This window comes from Salinisphaera sp. S4-8, assembly GCF_040361235.1.
GTDB lineage: Bacteria > Pseudomonadota > Gammaproteobacteria > Nevskiales > Salinisphaeraceae > Salinisphaera.
In genome coordinates this window covers 1-12,409 of sequence record NZ_APNF01000004.1, presented here as the reverse complement: position 1 = coordinate 12,409, position 12,409 = coordinate 1, and the positions used below count along the sequence as shown (strand labels likewise).

Annotated in this window: 7 protein-coding genes and 2 pseudogenes; 6 read left to right on the top strand and 3 right to left on the bottom strand. The window is 60.5% G+C overall.

The window, feature by feature from the left end:
* Nucleotides 1–5 precede the first annotated feature (5 nt).
* Complete coding sequence (locus tag S4A8_RS06930) at nt 6–1,013, bottom strand: amidoligase family protein (RefSeq protein ID WP_353180294.1); 1,008 nt, start codon at nt 1,011–1,013, stop codon at nt 6–8.
* 141 nt (nt 1,014–1,154) lie between these two features.
* Here S4A8_RS06930 and aceE point away from each other — a divergent pair, with 141 nt between their 5' ends.
* The 3 genes from aceE to lpdA all read left to right on the top strand — a co-directional run bounded on the left by aceE (nt 1,155) and on the right by lpdA (nt 7,820).
* Nucleotides 1,155–3,845, top strand: coding sequence for a pyruvate dehydrogenase (acetyl-transferring), homodimeric type (gene aceE / locus S4A8_RS06925; RefSeq protein WP_353219589.1), 2,691 nt, complete (start codon nt 1,155–1,157; stop codon nt 3,843–3,845).
* An 81-nt stretch (nt 3,846–3,926) separates the two neighbouring features.
* On the top strand, nt 3,927–5,744 hold the full coding sequence (aceF, locus tag S4A8_RS06920) for a dihydrolipoyllysine-residue acetyltransferase (RefSeq protein WP_353219588.1): 1,818 nt from the start codon (nt 3,927–3,929) through the stop codon (nt 5,742–5,744).
* Between the two features lie 183 nt (nt 5,745–5,927).
* Entirely contained in the window at nt 5,928–7,820 is a 1,893-nt protein-coding gene (gene lpdA / locus S4A8_RS06915; RefSeq protein ID WP_353219587.1) for a dihydrolipoyl dehydrogenase, read from the top strand.
* A gap of 434 nt (nt 7,821–8,254) precedes the next feature.
* Here lpdA and S4A8_RS06910 read toward each other — a convergent pair whose 3' ends face one another.
* Nucleotides 8,255–9,166 (bottom strand): restriction endonuclease, encoded by a 912-nt coding sequence (locus S4A8_RS06910; protein ID WP_353219586.1) that lies wholly within the window; start codon nt 9,164–9,166, stop codon nt 8,255–8,257.
* A 428-nt stretch (nt 9,167–9,594) separates the two neighbouring features.
* Between S4A8_RS06910 and S4A8_RS06905 the strand changes: the two genes are divergently transcribed.
* On the top strand, nt 9,595–10,134 hold the full coding sequence (locus S4A8_RS06905; RefSeq protein WP_353219585.1) for a hypothetical protein: 540 nt from the start codon (nt 9,595–9,597) through the stop codon (nt 10,132–10,134).
* A 33-nt stretch (nt 10,135–10,167) separates the two neighbouring features.
* Here S4A8_RS06905 and S4A8_RS06900 read toward each other — a convergent pair whose 3' ends face one another.
* Nucleotides 10,168–10,833: a transposase gene (locus tag S4A8_RS06900; protein ID WP_353219584.1), complete on the bottom strand. Its 666-nt coding sequence runs from the start codon at nt 10,831–10,833 to the stop codon at nt 10,168–10,170.
* A 183-nt stretch (nt 10,834–11,016) separates the two neighbouring features.
* Here S4A8_RS06900 and S4A8_RS06895 point away from each other — a divergent pair.
* Nucleotides 11,017–11,556 (top strand): annotated as a pseudogene (locus tag S4A8_RS06895) (acyl-CoA dehydrogenase family protein); the annotation flags it as partial.
* A gap of 68 nt (nt 11,557–11,624) precedes the next feature.
* Nucleotides 11,625–12,409: pseudogene (locus S4A8_RS06890) on the top strand (IS3 family transposase); the annotation flags it as partial.

Genomic DNA, 12,409 nt, shown 5'->3' with positions numbered 1-12,409 from the left:
GGCGTTCAGCGCTGCAGGTATTGTTCGAACACATGGCTCCAGCGGCCGAACCAGTCGCCGAAGGGCCGGTCGAGCGCTTCGCAGTAGTCACGACAGATTTCGTTGAGCCGCTCGGGCTCGGCCGCGAGCTCCTCGATCACCAGCCAGTGATTCCAGGCCGGGTGCAGATCCCAGCCGGGTTGCTCGATTTCGCAGTTGGGTAGCCGGTAGTGCAGCGTCGGCCGGGCCTTGATCAGGCCATCGGATACGGCCGCGCGTACGCGCGCCTCGTCGAGATGGGCGAATACGGGCAGCATGTCCAGGGCGCGATTGCGGCTGGCGTTTTCGGCCAGATAGTCATCGATGAGCTGATCGCGCGTGGGCGCATACGCCGGGTCGCATACCTTTCGGACATACGCCTTGGTATACGGCTGGATATACGGAAATACGCGTCGGCTGATATCGATTTCGCTGACCCGCTTGAGCCAGTCGAAGGCGACCGCGAACGCGCGGATGTAGCCCAGCAACGTGTCGGTTTCCAGATCCGGCAGTTCCGGGTTCAAATGCAGCCCGAAGGCGTAGATCGCCGATTGGCTGGTGCCGCGCGCGCCTGCTTCACGCAGGGCCGCGATGAGCGGGTTTACTGCATGCAGTTCGCTAATGGGAATGGGCGGGCCGACGATTTCGAAAGGCACCACGCGTTTGGCCACCGCGCCCAGCACATCTTCGGAAACGCGCTCGATCTCGTCGAGCAGTCCGGGCTGGCTTTCGCGCCGGCCACGTTCCTTGAGAAAGGCATAGTCGAGTTCGATAGCGAAATCGCCCAGCGGCGTGTTCGCAACGGTATATTCATACGCGCTATGCGGGCGGATTTCGCCGCCCAGCGCATGCCGCACGATTTCGCCGATGCGCTCGATCGAAAGCCCGGTAAATTCAAGTTCCACGCCGACACGACGCTCACCGTTCGATACCGTATGGCGGCGTGATGGCAGGCGCAACGGGGCCTTGGCCGCAGCGGCGTCGGTAGTGGTCATTGTATAGTGCAACGCAACATAATCGAGATAGGGGCCAAGCATGCCACTCACGCGTGGCCGCGGCCAGTTGTCTAGCCTCGAAATGCGGGCGTAGTATCGCTTGCAGACAGTATTCAACCGACCTGTTTCAAGGAGCGCCTTATGGCCCAGGCGAGCCCGCACCCCGAGCACGCCGACGACGTCGAAGACGTCGATCCGCAAGAATCCGCCGAGTGGCGTGACGCGCTCGATGCCGTCATCGAGATCGAAGGGCCCGAACGGGCTCACTACCTGCTGGAAATGCTCATCGAGCGTTCGCGCCGATCGGGCGCGTATATTCCGTATTCGCCGAATACGGCCTATATCAATACCATTCCGCCGCATCTGGAAGAGCGCTCGCCGGGTGATCCCGCCATCGAGTGGCGGATTCGTTCGATCATCCGCTGGAACGCGATGGCCATGGTCGTACAGGCCAATCGCCACCACGAAGGCGTGGGCGGGCATATCGCCAGCTATGCCTCGGCGGCCACGCTCTATGAAGTGGGCTTCAACCACTTCTGGCATGCGCCCAGTGAAGATCACGGCGGCGATCTGGTCTATATCCAGGGCCATTCCGCGCCGGGCATCTATGCGCGTTCCTATCTCGAAGGGCGCATCAACGAAGACCAGCTCTACAACTTCCGTGCCGAATCCACCGGCAAGGGCCTGTCGAGCTATCCGCATGCCTGGTTGATGCCGGATTACTGGCAGTTCGCGACCGTGTCGATGGGTATCGGCCCGATCAACGCGATCTACCAGGCGCGCTTCATGCGCTACATGCAGAACCGCGGCGTACAGGACAACGAAGGCCGCCACGTGTGGTGCTTCTGCGGCGACGGCGAAATGGACGAGCCCGAATCCATGGGCGCCATCGATATCGCCGCCCGCGAAGGCCTGGATAACCTGATTTTCGTGGTCAACTGCAACCTGCAGCGCCTGGACGGCCCGGTACGCGGCGACTCCAAGATCATCAACGAACTCGAAGGCGCCTTCCGCGGCGCCGGCTGGAACGTGATCAAGGTCATCTGGGGCGCGCTCTGGGACGGTCTGCTCGCCCAGGATCACGACGGCAAGCTCATCGAGCTGATGAACGAAACCGTCGACGGTGAATACCAGGCCTTCAAGGCCAATGGCGGCGACTACACCCGCGAGAACTTCTTCGGCAAGTATCCGGAGCTCAAGGAAATGGTCGCCTCCATGTCCGACGAGGACATCCGCCGCCTCAACCGCGGCGGCCACGACCCGCACAAGGTGTTTGCCGCCTATCACGCAGCGGTGAACCAGAAGAACGGGCGCCCGACCGTGATCCTGGCCAAGACGGTCAAGGGTTATGGCATGGGCGAGGCCGGCGAAGGCCAGAACATCACCCATCAGCAGAAGAAGATGGGCGAGGACGCGCTCAAGGAATTCCGCGATCGCTTCGAAATTCCGGTCGACGACGACAAGATCGCCGATGCGCCCTTCTACAAGCCGGACGAAGACTCCGAGGAGATGAAGTATCTCCAGGCGCGTCGCAAGGAACTCGGCGGTTATCTGCCGCAGCGACGCAAGCAAGGCGATGCGCTCGAGATTCCCAAGCTCGAAGCCTTCGATAAGCTGCTGCAAGGCTCCGGCGATCGCGAAATGGCCACCACCATGGTGTTCACGCGCATCCTGCAGATCCTCACGCGCGACAAGAACATCAAGGACCGCATCGTCCCGATCATTCCGGACGAGGCGCGCACCTTCGGCATGGAAGGCATGTTCCGCAGCCTGGGTATCTACTCGCCGGTGGGCCAGCTGTTCGTGCCCGAGGATTCGGACCAGCTCGCCTTCTACAAGGAATCGGTCAAGGGTCAGATCCTCGAGGAAGGCATTACCGAAGCCGGCGCCATGTCGTCTTTCATCGCGGCGGCCACGGCCTACTCGAATCACGGCAAGACGATGATTCCGTTCTATGCCTTCTATTCGATGTTCGGCTTCCAGCGCGTGGGCGACTTCTGCTGGGCGGCTGGCGACATGCGTGCCCGCGGGTTCCTGCTGGGCGGCACCGCCGGGCGTACCACCATCAACGGCGAAGGCCTGCAGCATCAGGACGGCCATTCGCATGTGCTGTTCGACTGCGTGCCCAACTGCCGTGCCTATGATCCGACCTTCTCCTACGAGATGGCCGTGATCATGCATCGCGGGCTGGTAGAGATGTTCGAAGAACAGCGCGACGTCTACTACTACCTCACGATGATGAACGAAAACTACGCGCATCCGGCGATGCCGGAAGGCGTGGAAGACGACATCATTGCCGGCATGTACCAGTTCTCGCAGTCGGGCGCCGACAAGGAGCTGCAGGTCAATCTGCTCGGTTCCGGCACCATCCTCAACGAAGTGATTGCCGCCGCCGAAATGCTCGAAAACGAGTTCGAGGTGGGCACCACGGTCTGGAGTGCGCCGAGCTTCACCCAGCTCAAGCGTGACGGCGCCTCCGTGGAGCGCTGGAACATGCTGCATCCGGAGGAAGAGCCGAAGCAGAGCTTCGTGGCGAAGAAGTTTGCCGATGCCAAGGGCCCGGCCATCGCCGCCACCGACTATGTCCGCGGCCTGCCGGAAATGATCCGCCCCTATCTGCCGGTGGCGTATCACACGCTCGGCACCGACGGGTATGGCCGCTCGGATACGCGCGAAGCGCTGCGCGAGTTCTTCGAGGTGGACCGGCGCTGGATCACCGTCTGTGCCCTCAAGGCCCTGGCCGACGAAGGCAAGATCGAGCGCAAGGTCGTTGGCGAAGCCATCCGCAAGTACGGCATCGACCCCGACAAGCCGGAGCCGATCACGCACTGATCGGTTTCACGGCCGGGTAGGCAGCAACGATAGACACGGCGCAGCGGCAAGCCGCTGCGCCAGCAGCCAAGGAAACGCTTTATGGCGGCGCAGGAAATCAAGGTCCCGGATATCGGCGACTTCGACTCGGTCGAAGTCATCGAGGTACTGGTATCCAAGGGCGACACGATCGAGCAGGAAGAGCCGATCATCACTCTCGAATCCGACAAGGCGACCCTCGAGGTGCCTTCCACCATTGCCGGCAAGATCACCGAAATGAAGGTTTCGGAAGGCGATACCGTCTCCGAAGGCGACGTGATCGCGCTCGTGGAAGCCGCTGAAGAAGGCGACGACGACTCGGATGACGAGGGCGAGGACGACGCCTCCGACGAAGGCGAGAGCGACGACGAAGCCGATGCCGATGCCGAAGAGGACGACTCGGAGGCGGATGACGACGACAGCGAAGACGCCGACGAGGACGACGGTGAAGAAGACGATGCCGACGAGGAAGACGCCGGCGGTCAAACCATCGAGGTAAAAGTCCCCGATATCGGCGATTTCGACTCGGTCGAAGTCATCGAAGTGCTGGTCTCCGAGGGCGATGAGGTCGAGGAGGAACAGCCGCTCATTACGCTGGAATCCGACAAGGCCACGCTGGAAGTGCCCTCGTCCGCGGCCGGCAAGATCACCGAAATGAAGGTCTCGGAAGGCGATACCGTCTCCGAAGGCGACGTGATCGCCCTGCTGCAAGGCGCAGGCGGCAAGTCCGGCGGGGGCGACAAGAAGAAGTCGTCCAAGCAGGACAAGGCGTCAAGCAAGCAATCCGGCGACGACGACCGCGCGAAGAAGGACAGCAAGTCCGAGAAGAAAAAAGACGACAAGGCAGACAAGAAAAAGGCCGAAGACAAGTCGTCGAAGAAAGAGCCGGCATCGAACAAGCAGATGCCCAAGGACAGCGGCGATTCCTCCAAGCTGGACAAGGTCGACGAAGAACGCTTCGGCAAGGCTCATGCCTCGCCCAGCGTGCGCAAATATGCGCGTGAACTCGGCGCCGATCTCGGCCGCGTGGAAGGCTCGGGCCGCAAGGGCCGGATCACCTTCGAGGACGTCCAGTCCTATGTGAAGCAGGCCCTGTCGCAGAGCCAGAGCGGCGCGTCAGCCGCGGCCCCGGGCGGCGGTGGCGGCGGCGTGCCCGCCCAGCCGGATATCGACTTCAGCCAGTTCGGCGAAGTCGAAACGGTCGAGCTCGAGCGTATCCGCAAGATCTCGGCCAAGGCCGTCCACAAGAACTGGCTGCTCATTCCGCATGTCACCCAGTTCGACAACGCCGATATCACCGATCTGGAAGAATTCCGCCAGGCGAACAAGGAAAAAGCCAAGGCCGAGGGCGTCAAGCTCACGCCGCTGGCCTTCCTGCTCAAGGCATCGGCGGCCGCCCTCAAGGCCTTCCCGGACCTCAACAGCTCGCTCACGGCCGACGGCGAGTCGCTGGTGCACAAGAAGTACGTGAACATCGCCGTCGCGGTGGATACACCCAACGGCCTGCTCATGCCGGTGATCAAGGACGTCGACAAGAAAGGCATCTACGATATCGCCCGCGACCTGGACGACGTCTCCGGGCGTGCTCGCGAAGGCAAGATCAAGGGCGAGGACATGAAAGGCGCCTGTTTCTCGATCTCCAGTCTCGGCGGCGTCGGCGGTACGGCCTTCACGCCCATCGTGAACTCGCCGGAAGTCGGCATTCTGGGCGTGTCCAAGCACAGCTGGCAGCCGGTCTGGAACGGTTCGGAATTCGAGCCGCGCCTGATCCTGCCGCTGTCGTTCTCCTACGATCACCGCGTGATCGACGGCGCCAAGGCGGCACGGATTACCGGCTTCATCAGCGAGAAGTTGTCGGACTTGAGGACGTTGTTGCTCTAGGCCGCGGCCATGACGCGGCAATACGGCGTTGCAGCTTCCTTGTGTAGCGTTGCTACACGGCGGTCGCTGCGCCTTGTCTTGCCGCGTCATGACTCGCGCCGGGTGGTCTGTGGCTTTGTCGCTTCGATCGCCCGCTTATTGAACGCACAATCCGGCCTGCGGGCCGGTCAAGGTAGTTAAACCATGGCGCAGGAAATCAAGGTTCCGGACATCGGCGATTTCGACTCGGTCGAGATCATCGAAGTGCTCGTCGCCGAGGGCGACACGGTCGAGGAAGAACAGCCGCTCATTACGCTGGAATCCGACAAGGCCACCCTCGAAGTGCCGTCCACGGTCGCCGGCAAGATCACCGAACTGAAAGTCTCGGAAGGCGATACCGTCTCCGAAGGCGATGTGATCGCGCTCATCGAAGCCGCCGACGAAGACAGCGGCGACGATGAAGGCGAAGACGATTCGGAAGACGCTGAGGCGGATGACAGCAACGACGAATCCGAAAGCGACGACGACAAGGACGAGGACGCCAAGGCGGAGAAATCCGACAAGTCCGACGACAAGAAATCGTCTTCAAAATCCGATAAGCAGTCCGCGTCCAAGGACAAATCGGCCGACAAGAAACAGTCGTCCGACGCCAAGCAGTCGAAAGACAAGGCCAAAAAGCCCGCCAGCGGCGATCACGACTACGATTGCGACGTGCTGGTGCTCGGCTCCGGCCCCGGCGGCTACACGGCCGCCTTCCGCGCGGCGGATATGGGCCTGAGCGTCACCTTGGTCGAACGCCATAGCGTGCTGGGCGGTGTGTGCCTCAACGTCGGCTGTATCCCCTCCAAGGCGCTGCTGCACTCGGCCAAGGTCATCGAAGACGCCGCCAACATGGCCAACCATGGCGTGACCTTCGGCAAGCCCGAGATCGACCTCGCCAAGCTGCTCGACTACAAGCAGTCCGTCATCGACCAGCTCACCGGCGGCCTCAAGTCCATGGCCTCCAAGCGCAAGGTGAATATCGTTAACGGCACCGGCACCTTCGCCGATGCCCATACCCTCAAGATCGAGGGCAACGACGATACCGACCAGATCACCTTCAACAACGCCATCATCGCCGTCGGCTCCGAGCCGGTCATGCTGCCCGGCTGGCCCGAGGACGAGCGCATCTGGACCTCGGAAGAAGCCCTCTCTCCCGACGAAATCCCCGGCTCGCTGCTGGTCGTCGGCGGCGGCATCATCGGCTGCGAAATCGCCAACGTCTATGCCGCCCACGGCACCGATGTTGACGTGGTCGAAATGACCGACAGTCTCATTCCCGGCGCCGACAAGGACCTCATCAAGCCGCTCACCAAGCGCATGAAAAAGCGCTGCGGCAATATCTGGGTGTCCACCAAGGTCACGGGCCTCGAAGCCGGCGACAAGCTCACAGCGAGCTTCGAAGGCGACGACGCACCCAAGTCCAAGGACTACGACCGCGTGCTGGTCGCCATCGGCCGCAAGCCCAACGGCGCCAAGATTGGGGCGGATGCCGCCGGCGTGAAGGTCGACGACCGCGGCTTCATCGCCATCGACAAGCAATGCCGCACCAACGTAGACAACATCTTCGCCATCGGCGACGTCTCCGGCGAACCCCAGCTCGCCCACCGTGCCACCCACCAGGGCAAGGTGGCCGCTGAATGCTGCGCCGGCGAAAAATCCGCCTTCGATGCCAAGGTCATCCCCTCCGTCGTCTATACCGACCCGGAAGTCGCCTGGACGGGTGTGACCGAGACCCAGGCCAAGAAAGAAGGCATCGAATACACCAAGGGCGCCTTCCCCTGGGCCGCCAACGGCCGCGCCATCGGCCTGGACGCCACCGACGGCAACACCAAGCTGCTGTTCGGCTCGGACGGCCGCATCATCGGTGCCGGTGCGGTGGGTTCGGGCGCCGGCGACCTCATCGCCGAAACCTGCTTGGCCATCGAGATGGGCGCGAACGCAGACGACATCGGCCTGACAATCCATCCGCACCCGACCCTCGCGGAAACGGTTGGCATGGCTGCCGAGGCCGAAGCCGGGACGCTGACGGATTTGTATATTCCGAAGAAGAAGTAGCGTTGTTCCTCGTGGAACCATTTGAAAAGGCCGGCTACTGTGCCGGCCTTTTTATGCCTGTCGGTCTTCGCTTTTCGTACAGCCGGTCGCGCTAATATAAGTCTCGCCGTGCCCGAAGGTTCGATATGAGCCAATCCATTTTAGACGTGCAATGAGTTCGGTGATCAGGTGACAGAATACTTATCTCTACGACTATTCGCCTGACGGACGCGACCAATGCCGATTGGCCGATCTACCAGCGTAAGTAACCGCTACTCGACCTGAGCTAACCGGACGCTCAATCGATCGCTTCGTAGTATTGATCGTAGCCGTAGGCGATGAGTAGATAATCAACGCCGGCATCGAGCGCATCGCGCACGCTTTACAGAACCCACCGGCAGAACGGGTTGAATGAGCCCAATAACCTGCCACGAATGACCGGAGGGAACGCGACGTTATGTAGCCATAGTTCGGAGCGGAAAAAATATTGTGCCGTGGCGAACGATAGCATCTATCTTTGCCTTCATTGCATCTTCGATCAGGATTTGTCCACCTAAAATCAGTGCGATGTCCTCGCCACTCATTAATACTATACGAGGACTATCGCCTGAGAACTTTACTATGGCGGAATCATCAAAACCGGATTGTGATAAGAAGAATCCGCGCGTGCTTTGAACCTTTCCGCGTATTTTTCCGTCGAAAATCGATAAGTCTGGCTGTTTCGTTAGCTCTGAAGTCCATTTCACCTCAACCAAGTAATCGAACTTTTCGTATCGAAAATGCCCATCTATCTGTTCGTTGGATATATTTCGAAAAGGACGCCTGCACTCGATTTCGGATAGTTCTAGCAGGTCAAAAAATATGCGTTCGAACTCGAATCCGCGCTGCTGCGGCGTCACATTTGCGTTCGTTAGTAACGCCATAAAGGAGCGATTTAGCTCATCCAGCTTAGAGCGCTTCAATCCAGCTGTAGCGATCCGACCTTGATGTGCGGCTTTCGCTGCCTCTCGCCCTCGGCGTTCGATCTCTAGGTCGATGGGGTCACTTCCTAGTAGTTCGCGAAACTCCGATAGCAGTCGTTCGGCTTTCGCCGTATCGAGCGCATCTTTGTTCACCGCGGTACGCATTTTATAAAAGTTAGAAGCGATCTCGTTGATTATATCGAATCGATTGCTCGTTTCTAGATCACCGAGAATGCCCCGCATACTTTGGTATTTGCTAAATCCTTCGCCCGAGTGGCGCCGCTGCAGTTGCTTAGATACCCCGCAACTGTCTAGAAAGCTGTAATAAGCGTTCCAGTACCAAAAGCAGGCACCTGTGAGTTCGACAATCGCCTCTTTTGCAGCAAAGCTCAACTTGTTCGACACAATCTTTCACCCCGTAGGAAGCTGATGGGTCAAGGTTAACCGCAAAATCGAGTTATCCACAGTCACCCTATCAAGAGGGACAGCGCGAAGCTTCAGTGCAAGTATCGTCCTGTGGAGAGGATCAATCGGCTTCAATTTTTCACTGCCAACGACTTTCACATCGGTCGGGGATGGTGGATTCAGATTGCAAACGCAACACCCCTGAAAAGGTGCGACATCGCAAGGCTTTTGGGTAAGTCGCCATATCCGGCTATATACGGGGACAGCATATACGGGGACAGAGCATATACGGGGACAGAGCATATACGGGGACAGAGCATATACGGGGACAGTATACGTATCTCTGAGATCCTGACGGATCGCCCCTGCCCGAGTGGCTCGCACTCTTTAGCCGGTGTAGTGTTCTTTGCCTTTTGCGAGGGGATGCGATGAACGCACGGGCACGCGTGGCCACGCTGCTTGTTGTCCAGGCGTTGACGGGCTGCGCCGGCATTGTCGGCGGGGAGCTCGCACGGGTTGATCAGACAGGCGTCTCGGTGCCGGTCTGCAAGGCTGATGACGACCCCAGGCCATACTATTTCGCGCTCGACACCGCGGTGCGAAACGGGTCGTCGGAGGACAACCTGGCCGCAAGCGTTTCCGGCTGGACGTTCGGGCTGGTACCGACCTATTGGCTGACACCTGTGACCGCCGAGGCGCGTTTCTACCATCAGGGTGACGAGATCGCCAGATACGAGTACGCGGCGCGAATTCACAAGTTTTACGGTCTGCTCTGGGTGTTGCCGCTGATCCCGATTAACGCCGCGGTGGCTGATTACAACGAGGTGCCGGCGAACGAGGGGTTGGGCTTGATGACGGGGTCAATCATCAAGCAGAAGGCGGCTGCACGTGCGTTTCTGGACGCCACTCAGGAACGCGGTCTCTCGCCGGACCAGGTTTGTTATCAGCCTGGCGATCGCCGGGATTGAGCGGCGACGCTATACGCGGACAGCATACGTAGCTCAGCCTTGTTTGCTCGGCTTCGGCCCCGGCGGTTGGCGGTGGAGCGTTCGCCCAAGTCGCTTCTCGGCCCGGTCAATGAACACCTCATTGCCCAGCGGGCGGCCGGTGCGTAGATGTTGCTCGACCTGTTCGGCTTCATCGGCCGGCACGCCCGCAGCCAGGTAGTCGTGCCAGTCGTCGGCCAGCTTCGGTCGGCTTGATAGTTTGATCAGCGGGTCGGCCCGGTTCGAAACGTGTGCTTTAGCGCTCGACCACGGCCATTCGGTGGCATCGGCGACCATGTCGGCCGCTACGGGATTGCGTTCCACGTAGCGTACGGCGGCCCAGAGGTGGGCATCGTCCATGGGGTAGGAATGAAACCGTTCCTGCCAGAGGTGGCCGCGCCAGTTTTCGCGGAAGTTGATGTAGCGCGTATAGCGCCGATGGGCTTCGCCGAGGGCCGCACGTAGGCCGTCCGAGTGGCTGGGCGTGAGGATGAAGTGCACGTGGTTGGGCATGAGGCAGTAGGCGATCACGGCGGTATCCGCTTTCGCGGCGAACTCGTTGATCAGCGACAGGTAGTAGCGGTAGTCATCGTCATTAAAGAACACGGTCTGGCGGCGGTTGCCGCGCTGGGTGACGTGGTGCGGTGTGCCGGGTAAGACGACACGGGCGAGGCGGGCCATGCGGGTGCTCTAGCGGGATTGGGTATGTCAGTTAAGTATACTGTCCCCGAATAAACGAATAAATGCTGCGCGATTTGCTTTTGCGGATTTGTGATTGGCGAGGCTCTCCCTTCGTTGCAGAGACTGTCGGCCTGTGGCGACGGCATGGGGCCGCGCCGATACGTCTTTCGATGGAGAGCAGCGATGAGTGCAGTGTCTATCAAGCAGGAAGGGGTTGATGCCTTCGGTTGGCAACCGGATGCCTGGCCGGATACGCCGCAAGGCTGGATCGAGCGGGCCCGTAGCGTGGGCGATCTGCTGGCCGAGGATGCGGTGGTGCGCGATCGCGCCAATCGCAGCCCGCATGCCGAGGTGGAACTGCTCAAGAACGCCGGGCTGGTGACGTTGCTGGCGCCGAAAGCCCTGGGTGGCGGGGGCCAGCGTTGGGCGACCGCCTATCGGGTGATTCGCGAGGTGGCCCGGGGCGATGGCTCGATCGGGCAGCTGCTGGGGTATCACTATCTCTGGGCCTGGGCGGCCCGTCTGGTGGGCACGCCTGAGCAGATCGACGCCATCGAACGCCGCTATGCGGCCGGGCAGCTGTTCTTCGGCGGCGCGGTGAACCCGCGTGATAACGATCTCAAGGTGACGGACACGGGCTATACGCTCGTGTTCAACGGTCGCAAGAGCTTTTCCACCGGCAGCCGGGTCGCGGATCTGACCGTTCTGGAAGGCGTGCTCGAGCGACCATCCCCCGCTATTGAGTAGCACGTCGATCTGGAGTCCAATCACCCAAAGCCTGGAGCTTGGACATGAAGAAGCGCTATACCGAAGAGCAGATCATCGGTTTTCTGAAGGAGGCCGAGGCCGGTACGCCCGTTAAAGAGCTGGGCCGCCGGCACGGCTTTTCCGAGGCGAGCTATTACACCTGGCGGAATAAGTTCGGCGGCATGGACGTCTCGGATGCCAAGCGACTGAAAGCGCTGGAGGCCGAGAACAGTCGCTTGAAGCGGCTATTAGCCGAGTCGATGCTCGAAAACGAAGTCACGCGCGAGGCCTTGCGAAAAAAATGGTAACCGCAGCAGCCAAGCGCGAGCTGGTGCGGTTCATGGGTCAGCGCGGCTTGAGCGAACGACGTTCGCTGGCCGTGGTGGCGATGAGTGCTAGCGCATTCCGGTATCAGCCGACACCGGATCAGAACGAACGCTTGCGGGCTGAGATTCTACGTCTGGCACAGCGTTATCGACGCTATGGCGCGCCGATGATCTATCTCAAGCTTCGCCAGGCCGGCTGGGCCGTGAACCACAAGCGCGTCGAACGACTCTATGCCGAGCAAGGCCTGCAGGTTCGACGAAGACGACGAAAGAAGGTGCCGATATCCGACCGGCAGCCATTGATACGTCCCGCTCGAGCGAACGAAGTCTGGTCGATGGATTTTGTATTCGACCGTGTAGCTGACGGTCGCGCCATCAAATGCTTGGGCATCGTCGACGACGCCACGCACGAGTGCGTGGCACTCGTGCCCGGTCGATCAATGAGCGGCACGCAAGTCGCCCGTGTACTCGATGAACTGTCACTCACCCGCGGTCTTCCGACG